The organism is Bacillus sp. FSL M8-0063, assembly GCF_038005545.1.
Taxonomy (GTDB): domain Bacteria; phylum Bacillota; class Bacilli; order Bacillales; family Bacillaceae_G; genus Bacillus_A; species Bacillus_A wiedmannii.
In genome coordinates, this window is record NZ_JBBOTJ010000001.1 from 3,098,730 (window position 1) to 3,125,437 (window position 26,708).

General features: G+C 36.2%; 28 protein-coding genes and 1 pseudogene. 9 read left to right on the forward strand and 20 right to left on the reverse strand.

Annotated features, from left to right (window positions below):
• Position 1: 1 nt before the first annotated feature.
• From parE to MKX31_RS15600, 6 genes are all read right to left on the reverse strand, one after another.
• Complete coding sequence (parE, locus tag MKX31_RS15575; protein WP_064476976.1) at positions 2 to 1,966, reverse strand: DNA topoisomerase IV subunit B; 1,965 nt, start codon at positions 1,964 to 1,966, stop codon at positions 2 to 4.
• A 374-nt stretch (positions 1,967 to 2,340) separates the two neighbouring features.
• Entirely contained in the window at positions 2,341 to 2,754 is a 414-nt protein-coding gene (locus tag MKX31_RS15580) for a CoA-binding protein (protein ID WP_000151395.1), read from the reverse strand.
• A gap of 79 nt (positions 2,755 to 2,833) precedes the next feature.
• Entirely contained in the window at positions 2,834 to 4,075 is a 1,242-nt protein-coding gene (locus MKX31_RS15585) for a S1C family serine protease (protein ID WP_064476977.1), read from the reverse strand.
• A 203-nt stretch (positions 4,076 to 4,278) separates the two neighbouring features.
• The gene (locus MKX31_RS15590; protein WP_001044675.1) at positions 4,279 to 4,956 is read right to left on the reverse strand and encodes a response regulator transcription factor; all 678 of its coding nucleotides are present in this window, start codon (positions 4,954 to 4,956) and stop codon (positions 4,279 to 4,281) included.
• 18 nt (positions 4,957 to 4,974) lie between these two features.
• Positions 4,975 to 5,427, reverse strand: a complete 453-nt coding sequence (gene nrdG, locus MKX31_RS15595) for an anaerobic ribonucleoside-triphosphate reductase activating protein (RefSeq protein ID WP_000867065.1) — start codon at positions 5,425 to 5,427, stop codon at positions 4,975 to 4,977.
• Positions 5,424 to 7,280, reverse strand: coding sequence for an anaerobic ribonucleoside triphosphate reductase (locus MKX31_RS15600; RefSeq protein WP_064476978.1), 1,857 nt, complete (start codon positions 7,278 to 7,280; stop codon positions 5,424 to 5,426). Before MKX31_RS15600 ends, nrdG begins: the two co-directional genes overlap by 4 nt.
• Before the next feature lie 225 nt (positions 7,281 to 7,505).
• Between MKX31_RS15600 and plsY the strand changes: the two genes are divergently transcribed.
• Together plsY and MKX31_RS15610 are read left to right on the forward strand one after the other, a co-directional pair.
• A complete protein-coding gene (gene plsY, locus MKX31_RS15605) occupies positions 7,506 to 8,102 on the forward strand; it encodes a glycerol-3-phosphate 1-O-acyltransferase PlsY (protein ID WP_000258967.1) in 597 nt (198 codons plus the stop codon).
• Positions 8,103 to 8,210: 108 nt separating this feature from the next.
• Positions 8,211 to 8,501, forward strand: a complete 291-nt coding sequence (locus MKX31_RS15610) for a HesB/YadR/YfhF family protein (RefSeq protein WP_001054448.1) — start codon at positions 8,211 to 8,213, stop codon at positions 8,499 to 8,501.
• Between the two features lie 26 nt (positions 8,502 to 8,527).
• Here the strand turns inward: MKX31_RS15610 and MKX31_RS15615 are convergent, their stop codons facing one another.
• The gene (locus tag MKX31_RS15615; protein WP_000495804.1) at positions 8,528 to 8,947 is read right to left on the reverse strand and encodes an acyl-CoA thioesterase; all 420 of its coding nucleotides are present in this window, start codon (positions 8,945 to 8,947) and stop codon (positions 8,528 to 8,530) included.
• Between the two features lie 109 nt (positions 8,948 to 9,056).
• Here MKX31_RS15615 and MKX31_RS15620 point away from each other — a divergent pair, with 109 nt between their 5' ends.
• Positions 9,057 to 10,349, forward strand: coding sequence for a glycosyl hydrolase family 18 protein (locus MKX31_RS15620; RefSeq protein ID WP_064476979.1), 1,293 nt, complete (start codon positions 9,057 to 9,059; stop codon positions 10,347 to 10,349).
• Between the two features lie 67 nt (positions 10,350 to 10,416).
• Here MKX31_RS15620 and sspN read toward each other — a convergent pair whose 3' ends face one another.
• The 4 genes from sspN to MKX31_RS15640 all read right to left on the reverse strand — a co-directional run bounded on the left by sspN (position 10,417) and on the right by MKX31_RS15640 (position 12,518).
• The gene (gene sspN, locus MKX31_RS15625; protein ID WP_000527987.1) at positions 10,417 to 10,551 is read right to left on the reverse strand and encodes an acid-soluble spore protein SspN; all 135 of its coding nucleotides are present in this window, start codon (positions 10,549 to 10,551) and stop codon (positions 10,417 to 10,419) included.
• A gap of 43 nt (positions 10,552 to 10,594) precedes the next feature.
• Entirely contained in the window at positions 10,595 to 10,738 is a 144-nt protein-coding gene (locus tag MKX31_RS15630) for an FbpB family small basic protein (protein ID WP_001254698.1), read from the reverse strand.
• A 141-nt stretch (positions 10,739 to 10,879) separates the two neighbouring features.
• Positions 10,880 to 11,827, reverse strand: a complete 948-nt coding sequence (locus tag MKX31_RS15635) for a 3'-5' exonuclease (protein WP_088047031.1) — start codon at positions 11,825 to 11,827, stop codon at positions 10,880 to 10,882.
• Between the two features lie 115 nt (positions 11,828 to 11,942).
• Positions 11,943 to 12,518 carry a TlpA family protein disulfide reductase gene (locus tag MKX31_RS15640; RefSeq protein WP_000269060.1) on the reverse strand — a complete coding sequence of 192 codons (576 nt, stop codon included), beginning with the start codon at positions 12,516 to 12,518 and terminating at the stop codon, positions 11,943 to 11,945.
• Between the two features lie 252 nt (positions 12,519 to 12,770).
• Here MKX31_RS15640 and MKX31_RS15645 point away from each other — a divergent pair, with 252 nt between their 5' ends.
• Positions 12,771 to 13,028 carry a hypothetical protein gene (locus MKX31_RS15645; RefSeq protein WP_064476981.1) on the forward strand — a complete coding sequence of 86 codons (258 nt, stop codon included), beginning with the start codon at positions 12,771 to 12,773 and terminating at the stop codon, positions 13,026 to 13,028.
• Between the two features lie 32 nt (positions 13,029 to 13,060).
• Here MKX31_RS15645 and MKX31_RS15650 read toward each other — a convergent pair.
• Positions 13,061 to 14,700: pseudogene (locus MKX31_RS15650) on the reverse strand (ABC transporter ATP-binding protein).
• Between the two features lie 116 nt (positions 14,701 to 14,816).
• On the reverse strand, positions 14,817 to 17,540 hold the full coding sequence (gene acnA / locus MKX31_RS15655) for an aconitate hydratase AcnA (RefSeq protein WP_064476982.1): 2,724 nt from the start codon (positions 17,538 to 17,540) through the stop codon (positions 14,817 to 14,819).
• Between the two features lie 290 nt (positions 17,541 to 17,830).
• Between acnA and sspO the strand changes: the two genes are divergently transcribed.
• Positions 17,831 to 17,980 (forward strand): small acid-soluble spore protein O, encoded by a 150-nt coding sequence (gene sspO / locus MKX31_RS15660; RefSeq protein ID WP_000518050.1) that lies wholly within the window; start codon positions 17,831 to 17,833, stop codon positions 17,978 to 17,980.
• 41 nt (positions 17,981 to 18,021) lie between these two features.
• On the opposite strand, the gene pdaB is transcribed toward sspO, so the two are convergent.
• Positions 18,022 to 18,747, reverse strand: coding sequence for a polysaccharide deacetylase family sporulation protein PdaB (gene pdaB / locus MKX31_RS15665; RefSeq protein WP_262763226.1), 726 nt, complete (start codon positions 18,745 to 18,747; stop codon positions 18,022 to 18,024).
• A gap of 46 nt (positions 18,748 to 18,793) precedes the next feature.
• Positions 18,794 to 19,057 carry a hypothetical protein gene (locus tag MKX31_RS15670; RefSeq protein ID WP_149173507.1) on the reverse strand — a complete coding sequence of 88 codons (264 nt, stop codon included), beginning with the start codon at positions 19,055 to 19,057 and terminating at the stop codon, positions 18,794 to 18,796.
• Between the two features lie 121 nt (positions 19,058 to 19,178).
• Between MKX31_RS15670 and MKX31_RS15675 the strand changes: the two genes are divergently transcribed.
• Both MKX31_RS15675 and MKX31_RS15680 read left to right on the forward strand, forming a co-directional pair.
• Positions 19,179 to 19,301, forward strand: coding sequence for a small acid-soluble spore protein P (locus tag MKX31_RS15675; RefSeq protein ID WP_000517650.1), 123 nt, complete (start codon positions 19,179 to 19,181; stop codon positions 19,299 to 19,301).
• Positions 19,302 to 19,425: 124 nt separating this feature from the next.
• Positions 19,426 to 19,812 carry an Hsp20/alpha crystallin family protein gene (locus MKX31_RS15680; RefSeq protein WP_064476984.1) on the forward strand — a complete coding sequence of 129 codons (387 nt, stop codon included), beginning with the start codon at positions 19,426 to 19,428 and terminating at the stop codon, positions 19,810 to 19,812.
• A 93-nt stretch (positions 19,813 to 19,905) separates the two neighbouring features.
• Here the strand turns inward: MKX31_RS15680 and MKX31_RS15685 are convergent, their stop codons facing one another.
• Together MKX31_RS15685 and MKX31_RS15690 are read right to left on the reverse strand one after the other, a co-directional pair.
• Positions 19,906 to 21,144 (reverse strand): MDR family MFS transporter, encoded by a 1,239-nt coding sequence (locus MKX31_RS15685; RefSeq protein ID WP_064477046.1) that lies wholly within the window; start codon positions 21,142 to 21,144, stop codon positions 19,906 to 19,908.
• A gap of 67 nt (positions 21,145 to 21,211) precedes the next feature.
• Positions 21,212 to 21,619 (reverse strand): hypothetical protein, encoded by a 408-nt coding sequence (locus tag MKX31_RS15690; protein WP_064476985.1) that lies wholly within the window; start codon positions 21,617 to 21,619, stop codon positions 21,212 to 21,214.
• A gap of 137 nt (positions 21,620 to 21,756) precedes the next feature.
• Here MKX31_RS15690 and MKX31_RS15695 point away from each other — a divergent pair, with 137 nt between their 5' ends.
• A complete protein-coding gene (locus MKX31_RS15695) occupies positions 21,757 to 22,959 on the forward strand; it encodes an alanyl-tRNA editing protein (RefSeq protein WP_148666413.1) in 1,203 nt (400 codons plus the stop codon).
• A gap of 44 nt (positions 22,960 to 23,003) precedes the next feature.
• Here the strand turns inward: MKX31_RS15695 and MKX31_RS15700 are convergent, their stop codons facing one another.
• The gene (locus tag MKX31_RS15700; RefSeq protein ID WP_064476987.1) at positions 23,004 to 23,447 is read right to left on the reverse strand and encodes an NUDIX hydrolase; all 444 of its coding nucleotides are present in this window, start codon (positions 23,445 to 23,447) and stop codon (positions 23,004 to 23,006) included.
• A gap of 104 nt (positions 23,448 to 23,551) precedes the next feature.
• On the opposite strand from MKX31_RS15700, the gene MKX31_RS15705 reads away from it, so the two are divergent.
• Positions 23,552 to 24,124 carry a DUF6434 domain-containing protein gene (locus MKX31_RS15705; protein WP_103655068.1) on the forward strand — a complete coding sequence of 191 codons (573 nt, stop codon included), beginning with the start codon at positions 23,552 to 23,554 and terminating at the stop codon, positions 24,122 to 24,124.
• A 15-nt stretch (positions 24,125 to 24,139) separates the two neighbouring features.
• Here MKX31_RS15705 and MKX31_RS15710 read toward each other — a convergent pair whose 3' ends face one another.
• Complete coding sequence (locus MKX31_RS15710) at positions 24,140 to 25,231, reverse strand: acetyl-CoA C-acyltransferase (RefSeq protein WP_064476989.1); 1,092 nt, start codon at positions 25,229 to 25,231, stop codon at positions 24,140 to 24,142.
• Positions 25,224 to 26,687: an acyl-CoA synthetase gene (locus tag MKX31_RS15715; RefSeq protein ID WP_340981170.1), complete on the reverse strand. Its 1,464-nt coding sequence runs from the start codon at positions 26,685 to 26,687 to the stop codon at positions 25,224 to 25,226. Before MKX31_RS15715 ends, MKX31_RS15710 begins: the two co-directional genes overlap by 8 nt.
• Positions 26,688 to 26,708 lie beyond the last annotated feature (21 nt).

Consider the following 26,708-nt stretch of genomic DNA (forward strand, 5'->3'; position numbering starts at 1 on the left):
GTTATTCCACCTCCGTCTCCATAATCATTTCATTTTCTAAAATATTTCCTTCTTCTTGCATACCAAATTGTACATTTCGTTCGATCCATTTACGGCGAGGTTCTACTTTATCACCCATCAATGTCGTAACTCGGCGCTCCGCTCTTGATGCATCGTCAATTTTCACACGAATCAATGTACGTGTTTCAGGATTCATAGTTGTTTCCCATAATTGATCGGCATTCATTTCGCCAAGTCCTTTATAGCGCTGCAGCATGTAGCCTTTACCGACTTTTTTTGTTACACCCTCTAATTCTTCATCAGACCATGCATACTCAATCACTTCACTCTTACCTTTTCCTTTACTTACTTTGTATAAAGGAGGAAGTGCAATAAATACTTTGCCAGCTTCGATAAGTGGTTTCATATATCTGTAGAAGAACGTTAGTAACAATACTTGAATGTGCGCACCATCTGTATCAGCATCGGTCATAATTACAACTTTATCGTAGTTAATATCTTCAACAGCGAATTCATTCCCTACACCACCGCCAATAGCGTAAATGATTGTATTAATCTCTTCATTTTTAAAGATATCAGCAAGTTTTGCTTTTTCCGTATTGATTACTTTACCACGTAACGGTAATACCGCTTGGAAACGTCGATCTCGACCTTGTTTCGCGGAACCGCCGGCAGAGTCACCCTCTACTAGGTACAGTTCATTTTTTTGCGGGTTACGTGATTGTGCTGGTGTTAACTTACCACTTAATGTACCTTCTGATTTCTTTTTCTTTTTACCAGTACGTGCTTCTTCTCTCGCTTTACGAGCAGCTTCACGTGCCTGCGCTGCTTTAACTGCCTTTCTCACAAGAAGTGTAGCAACATCCGGGTTTTCTTCTAAAAAGTAAGCTAAATGCTCAGATACAATTGCATCAATTGAAGAACGAGCTTCACTTGTACCAAGTTTCCCTTTCGTTTGCCCTTCAAACTGAAGTACTTCTTCTGGTACACGTACAGAAACGATAGCCGCTACACCTTCACGAATATCTGTACCTTCTAAGTTTTTATCTTTTTCTTTTAATAACGATACTTTACGAGCATACTCATTGAACACACGCGTCATTGCTGTTTTAAATCCAGCTTCGTGTGTCCCCCCATCTTTTGTACGTACGTTATTTACAAACGAAAGAATGTTTTCTGAATAGCCATCGTTAAACTGGAATGCTAACTCTGCTTCAATTCCGTTTTGTTCACCAGTGAAGTATACAACCGGATGAATCGAATCTTTCTCTTCGTTTAAGTATGAAACGAAAGCTTCAATTCCTGTTTCATAATGAAAGACATCCTCTAAATCATTACGTTCATCTTTTATCGAGATTTTCATTCCTTTTAATAAGAATGCAGATTCACGTAATCTCTCACATAATGTTTCATAATTGTAATTTGTTGTACTGAAAATCGTTGTATCTGGTTTAAAATGTATTGTCGTACCAGACTCTTTCGTCTTCCCGATCTTCTCCAGTGTCGTTGCAGGAATACCACCATTTTCAAAGCGTTGTTCATAAATATTTCCGTCACGTTTAATCGTTACTACTAACCATTCTGACAAGGCATTTACAACTGATGCCCCAACACCGTGTAAACCACCACTCGTTTTGTAACCACCTTGACCAAACTTACCACCGGCATGAAGTACAGTTAAAATGACTTCAGGTGTAGGTTTCCCAAGTTTATGCATTCCCGTAGGCATCCCTCGCCCTTTATCTATAACGCTAATACTATTATCTTTATGTATTACGACAGAAATTTCGTCGCCAAATCCCGCTAACGCTTCATCAACGGAGTTATCTACTATTTCATATACTAAATGATGCAATCCACGGCTATCCGTACTCCCGATATACATACCCGGGCGTTTTCGAACGGCTTCAAGTCCTTCTAGCACTTGAATTGCATCTTCATTATATTGGAACTGATGCTTCGCCAAACTCCTTGCCCCTTTCCTAATCAAATCAGAACATATGTTTCTATTATAGAATAACGCCTCGACTATAGTTTTGGCAAGTTATCTTATCTCTTTTATATACCATTTTCAATAGAAAAATCCTTGTTTTTTCACAAGGATTCCTCTAGGCTACTATTTCAGAAAAATAATCGTTTGTCAACGAGAAATGGATATGTATGCCAAGATTATACATTCCAAACCTTTATCATGATCCAAATGATCAATATCCAAAATGGGATAACAAGTAACAATCCCCAAAAACAGCCTTTAAAAAATCTCATGATGAACACCTCGTTCATCGGCCCTACTTATTTATAACGAGGGCTGAATCAATCTTTCTCTCTTTAAAACCTATACTATTTTGTCATCGCATGTTCTACTTTAATGCAACGATCCATTATTACAGTATAGCCTGTTTCTTGCAAAAGTTTATATGTATCTTCATCTTGTACTCCTAATTGTGCCCAAAAAACATCTGCATCAATCTCTACAAACTCTTTCGCAACATCCATTAAAAATTCTGAACGGCGGAATACATTTACAATGTCCACATGTTCCTTAATATCCTTTAGTGAAGAAACTGCTTTTTCTCCAAGCACCTCATTTACTGTTGGGTTTACTGGAATAATGCGATACCCAGCATCTTGCATTGCTTTTGAAACCATATACGATGTACGTTCTGGCTTATCCGATAATCCAACAACTGCAATCGTTTTGCTTTTCTTTAATACTTCACCAATTTCCGTACGAGTTGGGTTTTCAATTGTCATAATTTATCCCTCCTATTCCTTTAGTATAGCCGATAAAGAAAGTCTCTTTCAATATGAAAGAGACTTTCTTTTATTTCAATTATTGATTCTTTGTAGCTGAATTATCTGCTAAAGTAGCTGTTTTCGTCATTTTTTGACCGTTACGATAGAATGTAACTTCTACTTTCTCGCCTACTTTTTTCTTTTCATATAAATATTTACGGAATTGAAGTGAATTTTCTACTTTTTGATCATCTAATGATACTACAATATCATATTGCTCTAAACCAGCTTTTTCTGCAGGTGATATTGGGTAAATTTTACCTAATACAACGCCGTTTGTTACTTCTTTCGGTACTTTCAATTGATTTACTGCATAAGCTTGCACATCTTCTAATGAAACGACACCTACTCCAAGAGCTGGACGTTTCACCACTCCGTCTTTTTCAAGTGATTCAATGACTGGCTTTGCAATATTAATTGGAATAGCAAATCCAATTCCTTCAACTTCTTGTTGTGCAATTTTACTTGAATTAATCCCAATTATTTCACCATTTTGGTTAAACAACGCACCACCACTATTACCTGGGTTAATTGCTGCATCTGTTTGAATAACTTGAGCATTCCAATCTGCACGCTTATCGCCATCAATATCTACTGGAATTTCACGTTCTTTGCTACTAATAATACCTTCCGTTACACTTCCATCAAACCCTAGTGGGTTACCAATTGCAATCGCTTTTTCACCCGCACGAAGTTTACTTGAATCACCTAAAGTGGCAACTTTATTTACATTAGATCCTTCAATTTCTACAACCGCTAAATCTAACCAAGGGTCTTTCCCTACAAGTTTTGCATCTACCTTTTTACCATCACTTAGTTTTACAGCAAGTTTATTCGCTCCATCTACTACATGATTGTTCGTTACAATATACGCTTTATTTCCTGCTTTTTTATAAATAACACCTGATCCTGAGCCAGCTTGTTGTTCTTGGCCTGTCGGTTGCATTGCAAATGGATCAACACTTTGTTGCATATTAATCACACCTACAACAACATCTTTCGCGCCTTCAATCATACCAGGTAAATCAGTTTCATTTTTTGCTTTATTGACCACAGGAACTACAGTACCTTCAACTTTTGAATCCGAACTGAATGATGATACAACCGCTCCATTATTTTGAGCCCATGGCATATATGGTGCCGCAAAACTAATTGTGACAGCCCCGACTACTGCTCCAACTAAACCTGTGAAAAAATATCCTTTTTTACTACCTGTTTTTTTCATTTCTCTCGTTTCACTATGCTCTTCATTCAAATTCGGTCCGTCGTAATATCCCATGTTTTATTTCCCCTCTCTGGTGAATTCGTACTTTCAGTATAGTCACAGTTTGTGTCCTTCTTGTGAACTCATCGTGAAATCCAATTAAAAAAATACGCCTATCTATCATTGTAGACAAGAAAAGTATTTTTTGTACATTCCACCTACAAAAGAGAGTATAAATTTGCTATACCCCAAAGCCAAAGCGCATAGTAAATTAAAGGTTATTCTTCAAATTTATAACCAACTCGAATAACAGTACCGATATGCTTCGCTTTATCTCCTAGCTTATTTCGTAGTTTTTTAATATGAGTATCAACCGTTCGGTCATCACCGTAGTAATCATATCCCCATAACTGATCTAATAAATGTTGACGTGACAACACAATTCCTTTGTTCTCCATTAAATAAACAAGAAGTTCAAATTCCTTATGTGTCAATATAATTTCTTCTCCATCGACTAAAACGGTTCTAGATAGACGATTCACTTCTATTCCAGCTAAAGACATAGCATTTTCTTCCGCTACTCCTACCACACCATCCGCACGTTTCAATAACGTCTTCGCACGAGCTACTAACACTTTCGGGCTGAAAGGTTTCGTTACATACTCATCTGCACCTAATTCGAACCCTAGTAATGTATCATCCTCATCCGAACGTGCTGTCAACATAATGATTGGTACTGCTGATTCTTTTCTAATTCGTCTACAAACAGACCATCCATCTATTTCTGGTAACATTATATCTAACATAATTAAATCAATTTCATGCTCTGCAAATAATTCTAACGCTATTTTTCCGTCTTCTGCTTCGATTACTTCAAAGCCTTCATTACGAAAATAATCACTAACGATTTCACGTAATCTTCTTTCATCTTCAACAAGTAATACTGTTTTATTCATATCATCTATCCCGCCTTTTTACTCTTTCAATCGAATAATACGTTGATTGGAGCTTCCGCGAAATGGAAGTGTTAAATCTTTTTTCTCGATTTCAAATCTTCCATCGACTAAAACATCCCCATAATGTAACAACTCTATCATATCATTATTTTGAGAACTCTGTATCTCTTCTAACGTATAACCTGTATACATCCAAAGATTTTTTTTCAAGTCTTTCACAGCTTTTGCTACTTTTTTCACTTCAGCTGCTTGAAAAAATGGATCTCCACCTGAAAATGTTACATCAGTTAATGTATTACTTGCAATCTCTTTCACAATTTCTTCTACTGTCATTTCAGTTCCATTACAAATATTCCACGATTTCGGATTATGGCAACCGAAACAACGATGCGGACAGCCCGCAAAAAACACGACTGTCCGCAATCCTTCCCCATCTACTACACTATCATGAATGATGTTCATCACTTTCATTTATGCTTCACCCGATCCATCTCTTCACTACGTTTCGCACTATTCCACTTCGACATATCTCCTACAAGATAACCTGTTATACGGCGAATTCTTTCTATATTAGCCTCGTCTCCATTTCCGCAGCTGGGGCATTCATTACCAATAACTCCGTGATAACTGCAGCATTTACAACGATCAACAGGATGATTAATTGAACCGTATCCAACGCCATGATCTGCCATCGCTCGTACAATTTGTTTTAATGCCTGTTTGTTATGCATAGCTGCTCCGTCTAGCTCAATATACGTAATATGTCCCCCGTTACATAGAGCATGGAAAGGTCCTTCTAAACGAATTTTATTTATCGCTTGAATGCTATAGTAAACTGGAATATGGAATGAATTCGTATAATAATTATGGTTCGTTATACCGCTAATCACACCAAATTCTTCTCTATCTTTTTTCACAAACTTCCCTGATAACCCTTCTGCAGGAGTTGCAATTACTGAGAAATTCAGTTCCTGTTCTTCCGTCGCTCTATCCATTCTAGCTCTCATAAAGGAAATGATTTCATACCCGAGTTTCCATGATTCTTCATCTTCTCCATGATGCTTTCCTGTTAAAGCTACTAAGCACTCCGCAAGACCGATAAAACCAAGACTTAACGTCCCTTGCTTTAAAATGGATGCTACAGAATCTTCAGGCTGTAACTTCTCTCCACCGCGCCATACACCTTGTGAATATAAAAATCGAAAATCTCTTGCTCGCTTCGTACATTGATACTCAAATCTCTCTAATAATTGCTTAATTCCTAAATCTAAGTAATAATTTAACGCTTCAAAAAATGCTTCTTTTGAACCACTAATTAACGCTAATTTCACTAAGTTAATAGACGTAAATGATAAATTGCCTCTTCCAATCGCTGTTTCTTCTCCATGTATGTTAGACATAACACGGGTACGACATCCCATATAACATACTTCACTTTCCGGTCGTCCGTCATAATGCACTGCATTAAATGGCGCATCTAAAAATGAAAAGTTAGGGAATAATCGTTCAGCCGTTGTCTCTAACGCTAATTCAAATAAATCATAGTTCGGATCACATTCTTCAAAGTTCACACCTTTTTTCATTTTAAAAATTTGAATCGGAAAAATTGGTGTTTCTCCTTTACCAAGACCAGCTTGTGTCGCTTTTAAAAGTTGTCTAACTAATAACCGTCCCTCTTTTGATGTGTCTGTTCCATAATTAATAGAAATAAACGGTACTTGTCCCCCGCCCCTACTGTGCATACTATTTGAATTATGAACGAAAGCTTCACACGCCTGATACGTATCATTTTCTGTTTCTTTCCATGCAAATTCTTCTATTTGTTCTTTCGTAAGCGGATATGACTCTAATCGTTTCTTATGTCTCGCTACTGTTTTTCTCACATATGGAGCTAAATCAATATCAAAGAGTGCAAATGATTGACCACCGTGCTGCATATTTTGATTCGCCTGAAAAATAATAGACGAAAGAGCCAATGCACTTTTAATGTCTTGCGGTTGTCTCATATGCCCATGTCCGGTATGAAAACCGTTCGCAAGCATTTGCGCTAACGGAATTTGCGAACAAGTCGTCGTTCCTGTCGCATAAAAATCTAAGTCATGTGGATATAATATATTTTGATCTATCGCTTTTTTCACTTGATCTGACAATAAATTTTCAACTGCATAATATTTCGCACTCTCTGATGCGAACGTTCCCATTACTCCCATCGGAGAGCGACCATCTACATTTGCATTTTCTTGCATTAAATCTTGCTCACTACCGTGGACAATCGTCTCAAACACTCTCATTAATTCTTCTCCACGTACATTTCGTTGTAACATTTATAACCCTCCACCAATATGTTGTTGTCTTTTGATTAAAATGTTACTACATATAGTCTTGGTGTTTCTGTGAGAAATGTAACATTCCTGTGAAATTTTTTTCACGAAATAATGAATTTTTCATTTACAAAAAAGAAATGTGCTCTTTACAAATGTATGGTACAATATACGGGAAAAACTCTTTTTACCCTTTATCAACACATTTGAATAAAGGAGACTGAACTTATGGTTACTACATATCTTTTATTTATCGTTGCCTACTTACTTGGCTCGATTCCATTCGCACTAGTCGTTGGAAAAATCGGCTACGGGATCGATATTCGTGAGCATGGAAGCGGTAATCTAGGCGGAACAAATACATTCCGCACACTAGGGAAAAAAGCAGGTTTTATCGTTACAATTGCTGACATTTTAAAAGGTACATTAGCAACAAGTCTACCGATTATTTTCGGATTAGATGTTCACCCACTATGGTTCGGATTAGCAGCTGTTCTTGGACATGTGTATCCGATTTTCGCGAAATTCCGTGGTGGTAAAGCTGTTGCAACTTCTGCTGGCGTGCTATTATGCTACTCTCCAGTTGTTTTTGCAATATTAGCTGTTGTCTTTTTCAGCCTTTTATTTACAACAAGATACGTATCACTTTCTTCTATGGTAACAGCCGTCGTTGCTGTTATTGCATCCATTGTTAGCGGGGATAAAATCTTCATTATTGCGATGTGTTTATTAGCAGGTATGGTTATTTATAAACACCGTGCAAATATCGGACGAATTATAAATAAAACTGAACCGAAAGCAAACTTTTCAAAAAAGCAAAAATAAGATCGTAACCCACATAACGCAAAAAGAAAACGTGAAGCATATTAATAGCGTCTTTTTGCGTTATTTTTTATACTAAAGAAAAAGCAACATAATTTGGAGGAACTATACATGAATCTTTCCGTAACAAAAGAAGCAGCACAATGGTATAAAAACGAATTAAACTTACAATCGGGTGAAACACTACGCCTTTTCGTACAATACGGCGGTTGCAGTACTGTGCAAAAAGGACTTTCTTTAGGTATTCGTAAAGACGATCCTGCACATCCTGCTGTTCAAACACAAGAAGAAGGTATTAACTTCTTTATTGAAGGCGACGATGAGTGGTTCTTCGATGGACATAATTTAGCTGTTACATTTAACGACGGTGATGATTTCCCGCAATTTAATTATGAAAAATAAAAAAGCGTGGCTTCTGCCACGCTTTTTTATTTTTTCTTAATTTCCTCATATTTCGCATACCACTCTGGATATAACTTTTTAAATGATACGGGCCTGAACCCTTCTTTTTTCGCGCAAATATTCGTCGTACTTGCAGTAATACAAAGTTCACCTTCACCGTTATATATTTCATAACCATATACAACGCGAAGCGGACTAACAGTATCAATCCACGTTTTCACAATTGCTTTTTCTCCGTAACGCATCGCTTTACGATATGAAATTTGCAAATCTAATACAGGAGAAATAATTCCCTCTTTCTCCATTTCAACATATGAAAATCCTAAATCTTGTATAAGTTTCGTGCGACCTAGTTCAAGCCACACCAAATAGTTTGAATGGTAAACAACACCCATTTGATCTGTTTCCGCATAACGGATTTCAACTTCATGTTCTGCTACAAACATATGTATTCGCCTTCTTTCACTTCTGCTACCTTGCATACATTTAATCATAATACAGTGACATCAAAAATAAAATAAAAACAGTGAATCTTTTACTGAAAGGAGCAAGCATATGATTCAAATTGTAACTGTTCGTAGCGGTGATAGCGTATATAGCTTGGCATCAAAGTATGGATCAACACCTGACGAAATAGTAAAGGACAATGGACTAAATCCAGCTGAAACACTCGTTGTAGGTCAGGCACTCATCATTAATACGAAAGGGAATAATTATTATGTACAGCCTGGCGATAGCCTATATCGAATCTCTCAAACATATAACGTACCTCTCGCTAGTTTAGCTAAGGTTAATAACTTATCTTTAAAATCCATTCTCCATGTTGGACAGCAATTATATATACCAAAAGGGACAAAACGCGCAGTAGAATCCATCGCTTATTTACAACCTTCAACAATACCAATAAAAGAAAGTTTGGTTAATGCTACGCGTGCCATTAATCCATTTTTAACATATTTGGCCTACTTCAGTTTCGAGGCAAAAAGAGATGGTACGTTAAAAGAACCAACTGAAACAGCTAAAATCGCTACTATTGCAACGCAAGGTAATACCATCCCTATGCTCGTTATTACAAATATTGAAAATGGAAATTTCAGTGCCGATCTGACATCGGTTATTTTACGCGATGCAACGATTCAAAACAAATTTATTACTAACATTTTGCAAACAGCTGAAAAATATGGCATGCGAGACATTCATTTTGATTTCGAGAGTGTGGCACCTGAAGATCGTGAAGCGTATAATCGTTTTTTACGAACTGTAAAAACACGCTTACCTAGCGGGTACACATTGAGTACAACGCTTGTACCGAAAACAAGTTCAAATCAAAAGGGCAAATTTTTCGAAGCTCACGATTATAAGGCACAAGGACAAATTGTTGATTTCGTCGTCATTATGACATACGACTGGGGTTGGCAAGGTGGGCCACCGATGGCTATTTCTCCTATCGGCCCTGTAAAAGAAGTACTTCAATACGCAAAATCTCAAATGCCTCCACAAAAAATTATGATGGGGCAAAACTTATACGGATTCGATTGGAAACTTCCGTTCAAACAAGGTAACCCGCCTGCAAAAGCAATTAGCTCTGTCGCAGCTGTTGCACTAGCTCGTAAATACAATGTTCCTATCCGTTATGATTTCACAGCTCAAGCTCCTCATTTTAATTACTTTGACGAAAACGGCGTACAACACGAAGTTTGGTTTGAAGATTCACGGTCTGTTCAAAGCAAATTCAATTTAATGAAAGAACAAGGTATAGGCGGTATTAGTTACTGGAAGATTGGCTTACCATTCCCGCAAAATTGGCGTTTACTCGTTGAAAATTTTACGATTACGAAAAAGGGCTGACTTATGTCAGCCCTTTTTGACTATTAAAAGTCCGTCACAAAAAGAAGAATGACAACATTCTTCCTTTTTAACCGTTATCAACAATCGGTTGTTTGCCTGTTTGGTCTTGCATTTGCTTTCCCTTATTGCCACCAGCTTTTTTTGATTGTGTTCCAATATGATTCGGTGCAAAGTCTTTTGAATTCTTTTTCGGATTACCCATTACTATCGCCTCCTTAACACTAGTATCGTACTAGTGTTAAGAATTATTCAGCTTGCTTAAAAAGTTGCATTTCATAACGTTTTTCAATACGCTCTTCAATGCGATCGATTGCATCACGATCACTTAATAATTGTTGTTTATTTTCTTTCACAAGTTCGTCAAATGATTTACGGCGACTTCTTCTCATGCTGTTCACCCTCTCTCCTTCGCATTCTTACTATACATAGTATGAGCAAATGAAAAACTCTTTAATCAGATTTGCAAGAAAATTTTATGTTTTAGTACTCCTAAAAAAACTCCGTGTACAACTTCTTGTACACGGAGTTTTTTATACCATTATATTTAAATATTCTTTTAGCTTTTCATCTGCATTCATTTCACTTTGTTTATACTCACTTAGCGCTTGTAGTACGAAATCATACTGTCCTAAAATATAACTTTCTAATTTCAGGACATCCTCTAAGCTATTAAGCATAATTCTCGTATTACCAACTTCACTTTTTAACGCCGGTTCACAATTTAAACTCGTACATATTTCTTTCACATCATCTTCTAATATCTCTGTTAATACGTATTTCTTTCGCCCTTTTACTTTTATTCTCATAACTGGATAAAAAGCTTTTATATCTAAATAACTTCCTACATTCATGCAACGAACCCATTCGATATCACGTTTATTGCGTACAAGTATCTTTTTTACTGCCTCATATACTGCTGTTTCATCAAGTACTTCCGTATTCGATTTTCTTTTTTCTCCTTCTTCAATAGATGAACATTTTTGATAAACAGCTGCACAAGTAATACAATCATCAAACGCATTATGAGAACTTAAACGAATTCCAAGCATTCGCTTTAACGTTTCAAGTTTATGATTAGGCGCGTGCTTCATATATTTCTTTGCTAAAAACACAGTATCAATCACTTTATTTTTAGGTTCAGGCAGCCCAAGCATATTTACATTACTTTTTAAAAAACGCATATCAAAAGATGCATTATGAGCGACAATAACATTTGTATGTAAAAATGCTAAAAATAAAGGTAATACTTCTTCAATCGTCGGTGCATCTGAAACACGATAATTTGTAATACCTGTTAAACTCGTTATTCGGTCCGGAATTGAACGCTCTGGATTCACATAGGAAACAAATTGATCTACTAGTTCATGATTACGATATTTCACTGCTGCAACTTGAATAATTTTATCATTATAAGGGTTAAATCCTGTTGTTTCAAAATCAATTACAACATAATCTAACGGTAAGGATATATTCCCCACTCCAAACACTCCTTTACCTCTAAACGTTTATATTTCTTTTATCATAACATGCTGCTATCACTACGTGAAAAAGAAAAGGCAGAAATGGTAACTTTCCACCTCTACCTTTTCACCGTTATTTTAATTTAGCAATCCGTTTCTCCATCTCTTTTTGCGTCATCGGTCCAATGAACTTATCTTGAATGACACCTTTCGTATCTATAAAATACGAAGTTGGGATCGTAATTACTTTATACGCTGTTGTCACATCAATGTTCTTGTCCAATAAAATCGGAAAAGTAATTCCTTTTTCCTTAGCAAAATTGCTTACCTTTTCTACTCCCCCACCCTTTTCTGAAGGCGTATAATTTATTGCTAAAATTTCTACATTTTCTTTATGTTCTTTATAGAAAGCCTCCATATCCGGCATTTCTTGCTGGCAAGGTCCACACCACGTTGCCCAAAAGTTTAAAATCACTTTCTTTCCTTTTAAATCCGATAACTTTACATTCGTTCCATCTAACTTCGTTAATTCAAAGTTTGGCGCACTCTTCCCTATTTCGATACCATTACTTGCAATCATCTCTTTCATAGCAGCTTCACTTTTTTCTTGCTCCCCTTGTACCGCCTGATCTTTTTTACCAAATTGTTCATAAGCTGCATATCCCGCTAAACAAAGTAACACTACAATAATCGTAAGCTTCCGCCACATTTTATATCACCCTAACGTATTTATCTTCTTATTAACCTAATTACCCAAATACTATATACCTTATTTTAGCTTATACGGACGAGCTTGGAAATATTCACAGTCGAAATAATTAGAATGTTCTTATTTTAAGTGAAATTTTTTCCTTTTTATCATATAATTAGAAAAACAAATGAAGTGTTGCTTATCTTCTTATGGATCCATTCACCTTTTTACTCTCGTAGTTATAAACCTACAACAAAAGGGGGATTTTTTATGAATTCATTCGAAAAAACAACATTATATATTCTAAGTTTTCTTTTATACCCAGTCGGTATTATTACATGGATCATTTCACTCTTTAGTAAAGACCTTGAAAAAAAGAAAGTAGGGCGTATTTGTCTCTACGTCTCTCTAGTCTCATTCGTCCTTTTCTTAATTCTTGGAATTGCCACTTTCCTTACGACCACTACCTTTAACGTTGATCTGAATCATTCAGAATCTATCGAGTATCAAATAAATGATGCTGAATAAAGATAAGAGCAGTACTCTTATCTTTATTCACATCACTTGCAAAACGAATGACTATTTATTAATTTTTTAGGACTTCCACATGCAACAATACGTCCTTCTTTCATTATGACAACACGATCTGCTAGTATCGCTTTCTCTACATCATGTGTTGCCACAATTCTCGTGACCTCTCTTCCTAATCCTTCTATCATATTCCAAATAGTTTCTTGGTTGCTCGGATCTAATCCCGCAGTTGGTTCATCTAAAATAATAAGATTCGGATTTGAAACAATGGCACGTAATAATGCAAGACGTTTTCTTTCCCCTCCCGAAAACTCTTCACCGCTTTTATGTAGTACAGTTTGAACCCCTTCCGATAAACCTCTAATTATCGGCTTCACATTTACAAGCTCAATATTTTTTTCTAACTGGTTTTCTAAACACTTTTCCTCGAAATACATATTCTCTTTTACTGTCGTCCGAAAGAAACGAGGTTCTTGCCACACTGTAGTCATACGAGCCTCATCACCATAATAAACAATGTTACCATTAGATGGTTTATACAACCCTGTCATTAATTTTAAAAGCGTTGTTTTTCCTGCGCCACTTTCTCCTACAATAATAACGAATTCACCTGGATTAATTTGCAAATCAATATTATGAATTCTGCATTTCTCTTCATCATTCTCCTGAAATGAAACATTTGTTACTGTCATCCCCATCCCTCTTTCTACCTTACTATCTGCCACTCGTTTATCTAAAAAGGAAAAAATTCTATTTGCCGAAGCGACTGCAACTTGTGTCATCATTAATAAATCGCCAACGTAACGGACTGGAAAAAAGAGCATTTCAATTGTGGCTAACACTGCAACAAGTGAACCAACTTCCATTTCTCCCTTCATTATTTTCTGCGCGCCCATAATGAGAACAACGATATATGCTCCTGTTTCAATCACTGTTCCAACTACTCCAATGCAGTGTTGCATCATCGTCTTCTTTACTTCCGATTTATAAGACTGTGCCGTTACTCCTTTAAATAATCGAATGGCCCATTTTTCTTTTTGTAAACTCCGTAAATCTTGTGCTCCTTTTACAAACTGTGACACCATCACTACAACACTTGATTGATTTTTTTGAGCAATGCTTGCAATATTTCTTACCTTTTCCCCATCAACATTGGAACCGTTGCACTTAAAAATAAAAACGGAGTTACCCACAATATGAACTTTATATCTATATGTTTTAGTGCTATAAACGCACCTATAAATTGCGCAATGGCGTGTATATATTCTATTAATATAGAACCATATAATCTGACCCAGTTTGGAATATCAGACACAACTAACGTCTCTAACTCTCCTCCCTTAATCTGCTCACTCTCTTCAAACGGTAATACGAGAAAATGACGCATTACATCTATACGCTTCCTTCGCAATATTCGTTGACTTGCTTTGGAGCTTATATAATCAAATGAAAGATTGTTCACCCACATCAACAAGCGGCTAGCTGCAAACAAAGTAATGTAAAGATACACTCCCTTTAACTCTCGTTGAATAAGGTTATCTACAATTAGCCCCATGAATAGTGGACGGGATAAATTTAAAATAGCTGCAAAAATCCCACTACATATAGCAGCTATTACTAATAATTTTTCTTTCTGTAACGGTAACAATATTCTTTTATATTCTTTCATGATGTTCCCTCCATTTTTATAGTAAAAAGAAAGGGATGAAACCAATTGGTTTCATCCCTTTCCATAAAATAAGGAAGCTAACAGTTGTTAGCTTCCTTATCGTTCATTTCAATTATTTAGTTCGACACTTTTGACTCTTCAATTTTCTCACGAAGAACCATTTGTAGAATACCACCGTGACGGTAGTAGTCAATTTCTACTTCACTATCGAAACGAGCTACTACTTCAAATTGTTTTTCGTTGCCATCTGCATCAGTTGCAACTACTTTTACAAGATCGCGTGGTCTAACTGTTTTGTCAATTTGAATTTCAAATGACTCGTTACCAACAAGGCCTAATGTTTCAGCGCTTTCGCCATCTTTAAATTGAAGTGGTAATACACCCATTAATACTAGGTTACTACGGTGAATACGCTCGAAGCTTTCTGCGATTACTGCTTTAATACCTAATAAGTTTGTACCTTTCGCAGCCCAGTCACGAGAACTTCCCATACCGTAATCTTTACCAGCAACAACTAGAAGACCTGTGCCATCTTCTTTATATTTCATAGCAGCTTCATAGATTGATGTTACTTCACCAGTTGGCCAATATGTTGTGTATCCGCCTTCTGTTCCTGGTGCGATTTGGTTTTTAATACGGATGTTCGCGAATGTACCACGCATCATAACTTCGTGGTTACCACGACGAGAACCGTAAGAGTTAAAGTCAACTGGTTGTACGCCGTTTTCTAATAAGTAGCGTCCAGCTGGTGTATGCTTACCAATTGAACCTGCTGGTGAAATATGGTCTGTCGTTACAGAATCTCCAAATTTACCAACTATGCGTAAATCTGATAATGTTTCAACTTCACCTGGTTCTTTAGATAATCCTTCAAAGAACGGTGGGTTTTGAATATAAGTTGAATCATTATCCCAAGTATATAAAGCTTCGTTTGAAGTTTGGATTTCATTCCAACGCTCATTGCTGTTAAATACTTGTGCATATTCTTTCTTGAACAGTTCAGATGTAACAACGCTTTGAACTACATCTTCAATTTCTTTAGCTGATGGCCAAATGTCGTTGAAGTAAACAGCATTGCCATTTGCATCTTTACCGATTGCATCATTTTTCAGGTCAATATCAACAGTACCTGCAAGTGCATATGCCACAACAAGTGGTGGTGATGCTAAGTAGTTTGCTTTTACAAGTGGATGAATACGACCTTCAAAGTTACGGTTACCAGATAAAACAGATGTTACTAATAAATCGTTTGCTGCGATTGCTTCTTCTAATTCCTCTGCTAACGGACCAGAGTTACCGATACAAGTCGTACAACCGTAACCAACTGTTTGGAAACCTAATTGATCTAAATATGTTGTTAAACCTGATTTATCTAAGTACTCAGTAACAACTTTAGATCCTGGTGCTAATGATGTTTTTACGTACTCAGGTACTACAAGCCCTTTTTCAATTGCTTTCTTCGCAACTAGACCTGCCCCAATTAATACGTATGGGTTTGATGTATTTGTACAGCTTGTAATTGCAGCGATTGCAATTGCACCTGTCTTCATCGTTACTTCTTTATCTTCTAATGTAACCTTCACTTCTTTATCGAACTCTTGCTCATTAAATCCAAGTCCTTGTGTTCCAACTGGTGCTAAAACAGCTTTATGGAACGCATCTTTCATATCTGAAAGTGGAATTAAATCTTGTGGGCGTTTCGGTCCAGAAAGGTTAGATTCGATTGTATTTAAATCAATTTCAACAAGATCAGTGTAAATTGGATCTTTGCTGTCTGCTGTATAGAATAAACCATTTGCTTTACAGTATTCTTCAACAATGCGAATTTGCTCTTCATCTCTACCTGTTAAACGTAAGTATTCTAATGAAATATCGTCAATTGGGAAGAAGCCACAAGTTGCACCGTATTCTGGTGCCATGTTTGAAATTGTTGCACGGTCAGCTAAAGGCATGCTCTTTAGTCCATTACCGAAGAACTCAACGAATTTACCAACTACACCTTTTTGACGTAATACTTGTGTTACTTTTAATGCAACATCAGTTGCTGTAGTACCACTTGGAAGTGTACCAGTTAATTTCACACCAATTACTTCAGGTACTGGGAAGTATGAAGGCTGTCCAAGCATTCCTGCTTCTGCTTCAATACCACCAACGCCCCATCCAAGAACGCCGATACCGTTAATCATTGTTGTATGTGAGTCTGTTCCAACTAATGAATCTGGGTATGCAACTAAATCACCTTCAGCATTTTTCACAGCATGAACAACTGGTGCTAAATATTCAAGGTTTACTTGGTGTACAATACCTGTAGCTGGTGGCACTGCGCGATAGTTATCAAATGATTTTTGTGCCCAGCTTAAAAATTTATAACGTTCTTCATTACGTTTAAACTCTAAGTCCATGTTGAATGCAAGCGCGTCTGCCGTACCCGCTCTATCAACCTGTACAGAGTGGTCAATTACAAGGTCTACAGTAATTTCTGGATTAATTTTATCAGGATCCCCGCCCATATCTGCCATTGCTTTACGAAGCGAAGCCAAATCTACAACGGCTGGAACACCAGTGAAATCTTGTAAAATTACACGAGATGGTTTAAATGGAACATCGATATCTTGCACATCTTTCGTTCCCCATTTCGCTAAATTTGTAACATGTTCTTCTGTAATTACACGTCCGTCTACTTGACGAAGTACGGATTCAAGTAAAACTTTCACGGAATATGGTAATTGAGATACGTTGCCAACCCCTGCGTTTTCAAGCGCTTTCAAATCATAATAATGATACGTTTTTTCATCTACTTCAAAAGTTGCACGTGATTGAAATGGATTATGTTTGACCATTATGTTTCCCCCCTGTTAAACGTGACTAAGTTGTCTGAATATAAAATGTAGACAAACTTTTCAATACCTTACGATAATATCTTATTACAACTTTCTAAATAAGTAAATAATAAGAAACTTATAGATTATCATAAGTTTTCTTTATGTTTCTAAATTTGAATAGTGTTCACGCTCCTTATGAATACTATTACCATAAAGTAAAGTGCTCTATTAGTGCTTTACTTACAGTTCATACATACTATGAACTGCTCATCATTCAACATACAAAAAAGTTATAGAGGTGAAATAAAATGGGTAAAAGAAAAGCAAATCATACTATTTCAGGAATGAATGCTGCATCTGCGCAAGGACAAGCAACTGGTTACAATGAAGAATTTGCAAACGAGCCGTTAACTCCAGCAGAGCGACAAAATAATAAGAAACGTAAAAAAAACCAGTAACGAAAAATCCCAAAAGGTCCATTTTCCTTTTGGGATTTTTTCTAATGTTTATAACGTAGTAATTCCGAAACCGTTACAAATCGATAACCTTGCTTTTTCAGCTCAGGTAAAATTTTTGCTAGCGCTGCTACTGTTTGACTACGATCATTTCCTCCATCATGTAACAATACAATATCTCCACTTTTAGCATGTTTCACTACATGATTTACAATGGATTCAACCCCTGGATTCGCCCAATCACGTGGATCTTGATGCCACGACCATAGAACAGTTTGATAACCAGCTTCTTTCGCTGTTTTAAATACAGCATCGTTAATATATCCGCCAGGAGGACGGAATAGTAAAGGTTCTTTCACCCATTTTTTAAAATATTTCTTTCCATCTAAAATATCATTTTCTAATTTTTCATCTGATGAATTACTCGCATACAAATGGTTCATCGTATGATTTCCAATTTCATGTCCCTCTTTTAACACTTGTTTCACTAAATATGGATTACGCTGCACTCGAAATCCAATCATAAAAAAAGTCGCTTCTGCTTTATATTGACGTAATAAATGTAAAATTTGTGTTGTATAAGTCGGATCTGGTCCATCATCAAATGTAATAGCAATAACCTTTTCATTATTAGGTACTTCCCATGTCACATAGCCAGTTGGTTCCAGCTCTTTTCTGAGCAACATTTTCGCTTCCACTTTTTCAACTTGAAATATATGTACTGCGCATAATAAAGAAAAAACGAATAGAAAAATTTTCTGTTTTCGCATAATGTTCATTGAAGTAATAAGGTTGTCGAATACACAACAACCTCATTTACTTTTCTAATTGATCTACATTTCGAATAATGTTTTGGAGATTATTTTCGTATTGCTCAAGTTGTGGGCGTTGTGTTTCCGAAGCTACTTCTAACGCATTTTGAATCTGTTCATACGCCTCCTGAACCTCTTGGCGTAACTCTTTTAAATCATGACCGTAGTTTGAATCATTTTTTACAATGTTGTTAAATGCATGTTCTGCTTGTGTAACCCCTTGCTGCGCTGCTTGAAAAGCTTGTTGTTTATCTTTATGATATGGCATTATATAATCCCCTTTCCATAATAGTTGGTCCCATTTATCTTTACCTTTTTTTCTAAAAACATTCTCGTATAAATTTGCAAACTTCTCTCATTCTAAAGAGAAAGAGGAGGTGTCACATACAATGGGAAAAAACAATCGTGAAGCGAAAGAAAAAAAAGGACAACCTGAACCATTAAGCGGATCTCATAAAGTAAAAAACCGTAACCATTCACGCCAAAAAAATCATGCACATCATGATATGTAAAACAAAAGGCTCACACTAGCTACCTTTATCACATACAATGTTTATATTTTTACATTTATTCTTCACCCCTACTTCATTCATGCATAACATAGTATGAATTGAGATTTTACGGAGGGTGTCTTACATGGGCAAGAAAAAGAAGGATTGTCTTTTTCATGTTGATGGTTTCGAAGAATGGATGGATCAATTTTGTTCTGATTCTTGTAGTAACTTTAGTTTCCCAAATCAAATTCATATCGACCTTTGCGAAACTGAACAAGAATACATTTTGGAAACAGATGTGTTAAATGTATCCGAACAAAATGTAGTCATTAAAAAGATGGAGACAGGCCTAAACATTTGCATACTTCATAATAATAGTTCTTTACAGCGGATCATTCCTTTACCCGCTACTATTATTTATAAGAAGATGCTAGCCTGCTTAGAGAATGGATATTTAGCCATTCATATTTCCAAAAACGAAGTTGCTAATAAACATGAAGAAAAAGTTCTTTTTCAAATTGAGAATTAAAATAAAGTAAAACTTTAACCAATGGGAGTTTTACTGCCCGTTAATAGCGGGATAAATACAAAAATAAGCCCCAGTCATCTGCTGGGGCTTATTTTATTTCGCATGTAATTCTAAATTACAATTTCTATCATGCTTTTTTTTCAATAAACCTTTTGTAACTAAAAGTACAGGAAATGCTACAGTTGAAAATATAGCTAATGCTGAAAATACTACAAACCCATTTTGATATCCGTAATAATCGAGAAGTACGCCCCCAAGCCATGGACCAATTACTGCTCCAATTCCTGAGAATCCCATCGCTCCAAAATATGTTCCTTTTAAATGCGAAACAGCTATATCATCTATAAACACATCCGTCATTGAAAACATGAGAACTTCTCCAATTGTAAAAATAATTGTGCAGACGGCAGCACCTAGCGTAGATTCTACTATTCCAAACCCAAACAATCCTCCGCTCACAAATAAGGTTCCCACCATAATAGATACTAACGGTGTATACTTTTTACATATTTGAATAACAGGGTATTGAATTACGACTACAACAATCGCATTTAAAGCTAACATATACGAAAACAATGTCACTCCATCCTGAAATATATGCGCATTTGCAAAATATTGAGATACTGTTGTCGTTAAGTGAGAAAAACCACAATTACTCAAAATAATACCAACTAATGCAACTAAAAATACGACATCCTTTCGCAATATACGAACTGCATTCAACATTGTGACAGGCTTTTTTGTATTTACTTTCTTTTTTTCAATTGGATACTTCTTAAATTGGAACGCTAATATAGCTGTATATAGAATATATACTCCAGCTGCTACTAAAAAAGGAATTGTTGATTTTGCGCTTCCAATCTGTAATCCGACAAGAGGACCAATCGCCACTCCAACATTGATTGCACCGTAACGCAAATTATATACGAGTAAACGATACTCTGGTTTCGTTAAATCTGATAATAATGCTCTTGAAGTCGGTTCAAAAAAAGACCGACATAATCCATTCAGAGCATTTAATAAAAAGAAACTTAAAACATGATTTGCAAACGAAAAGCCTATAAATACAAACACCCAAACAATCATGGACCATATTATAATCATGTTTCGACCGAATCGATCCGATAAATTCCCTCCAATAAAACTAGCAAACACTCCAACAAGTGCACTCGTTCCGATAATAGCACCCGTCATTCCAGCTGATACACCTTTAACAGTCGTTAAATAAATTGCTAAAAAAGGAATGCTCATTGACGTGGCGAACCTCGCAAATAAAGTCCCTATTATAATTGTCATTCCTAACGGATGAATATTTTGTAACTTCCCCTTCATCACTAAACCTACTCTCCCCGTTCTTACATAAAAAAAGAAAGCAAAGGATCTGCTTTCTCTTCCCTTTTTATACTTGAGCTGTTGATACTCGAGCTGTTCTCGTTATATCCATATCTATGCCATATGTAAACTGTAATTCTTTACAAACATCTTTAATTAAAATTGTGACATTATACTTCTCATTAAATTGTAAAACGATATTTTCTACTTCTTCATATGTATACTTATATTCCCCTGTAATGACACTTTTTAAATCAAAGCATTCATTTATACAAAGTTGCACAAGTAGCTGGTCATATTTCTCTATTACATCTTCTTTCTTCCACAGTAACTCTTTTACATATAACCGATCAAACTTCACACTTTCTCGATTACAATCCGTTAAAATCCGGGTCATTTCATTTAATTCTCGATACAATTCAGAAATATTTTTGCTTAAACTAAGAAGTTTATCTACGCCGTTTTCATATAACATATTCATTCCACCCCCGCATTTTCTTTTTCTTATTATAGCAAGAAAATTCTAAAAATAGTTTCTTTCTTCTGAAATATTAGGAAACTAATTTCAATTGCTTTACAATGAAACTAGTGAACGCGAAAGGGGAAAGAAAATTGGAGCAAAAATTATATTACACTGACGCTTATAAGCAAGACTTTACTACAAAAATTATAAAGCAAGATTATGATAAAGACGGTAACTTATACGTCGTTTTAAACGAGACCGCATTTTATCCGACAGGTGGCGGACAACCGCATGATACTGGCACATTAAATGATATCGATGTAATCAATGTAGAAGAGATACATGGGGAAATTCGTCACTTCATTGTAGAAAAATTACATACAGAAGAAGTAGAAGGTAAAATCAATTGGGAGCGCCGTTTTGATCATATGCAGCAACATGCGGCTCAGCACATTTTATCTGCTGCTTTTTGGGACCATTTTAACATACCTACGATTGGATTCCACCTTGGTAAAGAAACGGTAACAATTGATTTAGAAATAGAAAATCTTCATACAGAAACGGTTGAAAAAGCAATAAACATTGCCAACAAAATTGTTTTCGAAAACCATCAAATCCATATCGAGTGGATGAACTTAGAAAAAGCGAAAACATTCCCCCTTCGTAAAGAACCGACTATAACAGAAAATATACGTGTTGTTATAATTGAGAACTTCGACTACAACGGCTGTGGCGGAACGCATCCGAAACGTACAGGTGAAGTAGGTCCTATTCAAGTACTAGGGTGGGAGCGCAATAAAGGTGGCATACGATTAACATTTATCGCTGGTTGGCGCACACTAAATTTAATGGGCAAACAACAACAAATTATGAAAGATGTTTCTAAACAATTAAACAGTAGCGAGAGTGATATCCCAGCAAAAGTAGCACAACTTCTTACTTCTCAAAAAGAAAATGAAAAAGCAATACAAACAATGAATGAAAAATTATTATTTGCAGAGGCAAATGAACTACTTCAACAGCCTTTAAAAATACACGCTGGCATACTTATTTCTAAAGTATTTACAAATCGTTCTATGCAAGAAATCGCAAAGCTTTCTGCTAGTATTACAGAACAACAAGAGCATGCCATTACATATTTCGTTATCGAAAATGATGACAAACTACAATGCATCCTCGCTTGCGGAAAAACAGTCACACTTGATATGAACGCACTTTTAAAAGATTCTCTTCCTGCAATTGAAGGAAAAGGTGGCGGAAATAAAAAGAGTGCGCGCGGCGGCGGGAAAGCGCTTATGACTGGGGACGAGTTTTTAAATCAACTTATTTCTTCTATACAGTCAGCAGTGTAAAACATGTTTATGAAGGATAGCTAACTGCTATCCTTCAACTATATTTACAGGCCTATATTTTGTTTCAAGCCTTGATAACTCCCTGCACTTGCAAAACCTTCACTTATAAGAGTGATAAAAGTTTCCGAAAAACCATATTGACTTAAATCTTTAATCGGTACCATTTGCACATCATGAATCGGATTATGATCAAACTCGTTAGAAGGTAGCGTAATTTCACCTTCAATCTTTTCAAGCAGAAACGTAATATGCAATAAAGATGGGCTAGCATCCGGTTTATCACAAACATAGAGTAGCTTCTTAATTTTAACTTCTAACCCTGTTTCTTCTCTCATTTCTCGACTCATCGCTTCTTCTAACGTTTCACCATTCTCTACCCTTCCCCCAGGTAAAGACCAATTGCGACTAGCAACTTTTTGCTTTACTAGCAATACTTTTTCATCTTCAATTAAAATTCCCGTAACACGAACTTGCATTACATTTTCCATATGTAATCCCCTCTTCCCATTATATTTACAAATTAATCCTTCCACAAAAAGAACATACGTTTTATAATTAAAGAAAATTATGGAAGAAAGAAGTTGTTACATCTATGCGTCCACCCTTAACAAAACCTATATCACTTGAAGATTTCCAAAACTATTATTGGTTAAAAGCAGAACTCCAAACATTTTGCCGTGAGCATGGTTTGCCAGCTAGTGGCTCTAAGATTGAAATAACTGAGCGTATCTCACATTATTTAACTACTGGTAAAATATTAAAAAACAGCTCTGGTCAAAAGGTGAGTAAAGCTTCTCTCTCTTATAAAGAACTTTCTCTTCAAACGATTATTACTAACAATCACCGCTGTAGCGAAGATGTTCGTGCTTTTTTCAAAGAAAAAATCGGAGCAAACTTCCGCTTTACAGTAGCTCTCCAAAAATTTTTTAAAGAGAATGTCGGAAAAACATATGAAGACGCGATAACGTTTTGGTATGAAGAAAACGAACGAAAAAAAGATCCTATTTATAAAACAACTATCAGCGCACAGTTTGAATACAATCGCTTTACTCGCGACTTTTTCGAAGATCCAAATAACAAAGGGAAATCAAAAACTGATGCTATCGCTGCTTGGAATGAAATAAAAGCAAAACCTGGTAGCAATGCTTATGTTCCTCAAAAGTAGAAAACTAGTTCTTTTCTAGTCTTCTACTTTTTCAAATAATAGCGCTAACCCTATTCCACCACCAATTCCTAGCGTCGCAATTCCATATTTCATATACTCCCTTTGTGCCTGATAAAACAATCGTGTTACGAGCATAGCACCAGATGCACCGTACGGATGACCGAGCGCAATTGCTCCACCATTGACATTTAATTTTTCATACGGAATTTGTAACGTCTTTGCACAAGCAACAACTTTTGAAGCGAACGCTTCATTTATTTCAAAATAATCGATGTCCTCTACTTTTACATTCATTTCGTTTAATAATTTGTTTACCGCAAATATCGGACCAGTTCCCGGAAGATTTGGATTTACTCCCACTACAGCACTATGAACGAAACGAAGAACAGGCTTGTATCCTAATTTTCGTGCTTGCCCCTCTTTCATTACAAGAACGGCACATGCTCCATCATTTACACCGCACGAATTACCTGCCGTTACTGTACCATTTTGTAAAAATGCGGGCTTTGTTCTTTTAATCATTCTTTCATAATTCATTTCTCGTTTTATAGCTTCGTCAAAAGATCCATTAAACGAAAGTATCTCATCTTGTAAATATCCATTCTCTAATGCTTGCAGCGCCCGTTTATAACTAAGGCAAGCATACTCGTCTTGCATTTCTCGCGTTATATTATAACGCTCTGCAACATATTCAGCCGCCACTCCCATATTAGGATCACCAATTGTTTCTGGTGAAAATCGCGCTCTATTTTGAAAAGGTGATGTACTTGTACTCTCTACTCCTCCTGCAATATAACAATTACCTGCGCCGCCTTGAATGAAATGACATGCAGTACGAATCGCTTCCAATCCGGCACCACATTGCCGGTCAATCGTTACACCAGGAATATGATAGCCAAGTCCTGCTTCTAAAGCAGATAATCTCGCAACATTCCCTCCCGGCCCCACAATATTCCCTAATATGACATCGTCTATTTCTCTCTCAATTCCTTTACTTAAAAACGTAAGAAGCGGCGTTACTAATTGCTGAACTTCATAATCTTTCAACATCCCATTCTTCTTACCAATAGGTGTCCTTTTTGCTTCTACAATAACCGCTCTATTCATATATTTCCTCCAGGTTTTCAATCATATTTTTTGCTGCAATACGAGCGATTTTCCCGCTATTTGTATACGGTATTTCATCTACAAAATGCCATTCTTTCGGTATTTTAAACGAGGATAATCGTTGTAAGCAAAAACTTTTTAATTGTTGCTTCGTAGCACTTCCTTTTACGATGGCGACAGGTTTTTCACCCCAATAACTATCTTTCACGCCAACTACAACTATTTCATCAACAGCTGTATGTTCATGTAATACACTTTCTATTTCTTCTGGGAAAATATTAATTCCTCCAAATAAAATCATATTCTTCTCTCTACCTACTATATATATAAAGCCTTCTTCATCTTCATAACCTACATCTCGCACTGTCATCCAGCCATCCGCAGTCAACTCTGGAACTAAAACCTTATCCAATATGTAGCCCATAAAAAACTGATCACTTTTCACATAAACAGTTCCTATCTCGCCTTTCTGTACTTCTTCTCCTGCTTCGTTACATATTCGAACTTGCACATTGTGACAAGGTTTTCCTACTGAATTTGGCCTTCTATCACTCTCTTCATCAACTAGTGCTGTTACAAAACTTAGTTCCGATGCACCGTAAAATTCATATTTTTGCGCATAAGGAAATATACTCTTTATTTTTTCTTTCGCTTCAGCTTCCCATTTCGCTCCTGACGAAATAATTTTCATTCCATTTTCTATTACTCTATTTTCTTTATATAAAGATTCTAGCATTGTCGGAACTGTATACATGACCGAAACGTGTTCCGTTTCTAACTTATCCAGCACTTGATCTGGAATAAACTTTTTCATAATATGCACCGTTTGCCCTACATATAATGCACTTATTGCACCGTATAAAAAAAGAGAATGAACGAGCGTCCCAGCTATTAAAATAGAATCTTCTTTTTTCATATGGAAGTCATGTATATTGCAATCAAAACTATGAACCCACGATTGTTGTGCACGTAAAAATGCTTTTGCCTTTCCAGTCGATCCTGATGTAAATCCCATATAAAACGGAGCATTTTGTACACTTTCTACAGGGTTATATGTAGGAAGATAGTTCTCTATCATTCTTTTCCACTCATCAATTTCAATTACTCTTCCTTCTTCATCCGGTAGATCATTTACCTTATATCGCTCTGTCACAATCATAGCCGGGTTACTGATCGCAATTCTTTCTTTGAGCTCATCCTCTTTCCACTTTATATCTAACGGCACACAAACCCATCCGGCCATAGCAGCACCAGCAAATAGTTGTAAAAACTCCATACTATTTTCTAATACAATTGCTATCGTTTTATTCTGCGATTCTTTTTCATTCAACCAGTTTGCTACTTTACATACTGACTCAAACCATTCTTTAAATGTTAATACTCGATCATTTTCCTTTATTGCTATTTTATTTGTTTGTAAAGAGGCATACTTTTTATATTCTTTTGTAATCCCCATTTGAGACGTCCTTTCTTTACA

Excerpts from the sequence above, each read along its gene's own strand:
- MKX31_RS15580 (WP_000151395.1), bottom strand. The coding sequence starts at position 2,754 with ATGACAATTGAAAACCCAACTCGTACGGAAATTGGTGAAGTATTAAAG.
- MKX31_RS15585 (WP_064476977.1), bottom strand. The coding sequence starts at position 4,075 with ATGGGATATTACGACGGACCGAATTTGAATGAAGAGCATAGTGAAACG.
- MKX31_RS15590 (WP_001044675.1), bottom strand. The coding sequence starts at position 4,956 with ATGAATAAAACAGTATTACTTGTTGAAGATGAAAGAAGATTACGTGAA.
- nrdG (WP_000867065.1), bottom strand. The coding sequence starts at position 5,427 with ATGAAAGTGATGAACATCATTCATGATAGTGTAGTAGATGGGGAAGGA.
- MKX31_RS15600 (WP_064476978.1), bottom strand. The coding sequence starts at position 7,280 with ATGTTACAACGAAATGTACGTGGAGAAGAATTAATGAGAGTGTTTGAG.
- plsY (WP_000258967.1), top strand. The coding sequence starts at position 7,506 with ATGGTTACTACATATCTTTTATTTATCGTTGCCTACTTACTTGGCTCG.
- MKX31_RS15610 (WP_001054448.1), top strand. The coding sequence starts at position 8,211 with ATGAATCTTTCCGTAACAAAAGAAGCAGCACAATGGTATAAAAACGAA.
- MKX31_RS15615 (WP_000495804.1), bottom strand. The coding sequence starts at position 8,947 with ATGTTTGTAGCAGAACATGAAGTTGAAATCCGTTATGCGGAAACAGAT.
- MKX31_RS15620 (WP_064476979.1), top strand. The coding sequence starts at position 9,057 with ATGATTCAAATTGTAACTGTTCGTAGCGGTGATAGCGTATATAGCTTG.
- sspN (WP_000527987.1), bottom strand. The coding sequence starts at position 10,551 with ATGGGTAATCCGAAAAAGAATTCAAAAGACTTTGCACCGAATCATATT.
- MKX31_RS15630 (WP_001254698.1), bottom strand. The coding sequence starts at position 10,738 with ATGAGAAGAAGTCGCCGTAAATCATTTGACGAACTTGTGAAAGAAAAT.
- MKX31_RS15640 (WP_000269060.1), bottom strand. The coding sequence starts at position 12,518 with ATGTGGCGGAAGCTTACGATTATTGTAGTGTTACTTTGTTTAGCGGGA.
- MKX31_RS15645 (WP_064476981.1), top strand. The coding sequence starts at position 12,771 with ATGAATTCATTCGAAAAAACAACATTATATATTCTAAGTTTTCTTTTA.
- acnA (WP_064476982.1), bottom strand. The coding sequence starts at position 17,540 with ATGGTCAAACATAATCCATTTCAATCACGTGCAACTTTTGAAGTAGAT.
- sspO (WP_000518050.1), top strand. The coding sequence starts at position 17,831 with ATGGGTAAAAGAAAAGCAAATCATACTATTTCAGGAATGAATGCTGCA.
- pdaB (WP_262763226.1), bottom strand. The coding sequence starts at position 18,747 with ATGCGAAAACAGAAAATTTTTCTATTCGTTTTTTCTTTATTATGCGCA.
- MKX31_RS15670 (WP_149173507.1), bottom strand. The coding sequence starts at position 19,057 with ATGCCATATCATAAAGATAAACAACAAGCTTTTCAAGCAGCGCAGCAA.
- MKX31_RS15675 (WP_000517650.1), top strand. The coding sequence starts at position 19,179 with ATGGGAAAAAACAATCGTGAAGCGAAAGAAAAAAAAGGACAACCTGAA.
- MKX31_RS15680 (WP_064476984.1), top strand. The coding sequence starts at position 19,426 with ATGGGCAAGAAAAAGAAGGATTGTCTTTTTCATGTTGATGGTTTCGAA.
- MKX31_RS15685 (WP_064477046.1), bottom strand. The coding sequence starts at position 21,144 with ATGAAGGGGAAGTTACAAAATATTCATCCGTTAGGAATGACAATTATA.
- MKX31_RS15690 (WP_064476985.1), bottom strand. The coding sequence starts at position 21,619 with ATGTTATATGAAAACGGCGTAGATAAACTTCTTAGTTTAAGCAAAAAT.
- MKX31_RS15700 (WP_064476987.1), bottom strand. The coding sequence starts at position 23,447 with ATGGAAAATGTAATGCAAGTTCGTGTTACGGGAATTTTAATTGAAGAT.
- MKX31_RS15705 (WP_103655068.1), top strand. The coding sequence starts at position 23,552 with ATGCGTCCACCCTTAACAAAACCTATATCACTTGAAGATTTCCAAAAC.
- MKX31_RS15710 (WP_064476989.1), bottom strand. The coding sequence starts at position 25,231 with ATGAATAGAGCGGTTATTGTAGAAGCAAAAAGGACACCTATTGGTAAG.
- MKX31_RS15715 (WP_340981170.1), bottom strand. The coding sequence starts at position 26,687 with ATGGGGATTACAAAAGAATATAAAAAGTATGCCTCTTTACAAACAAAT.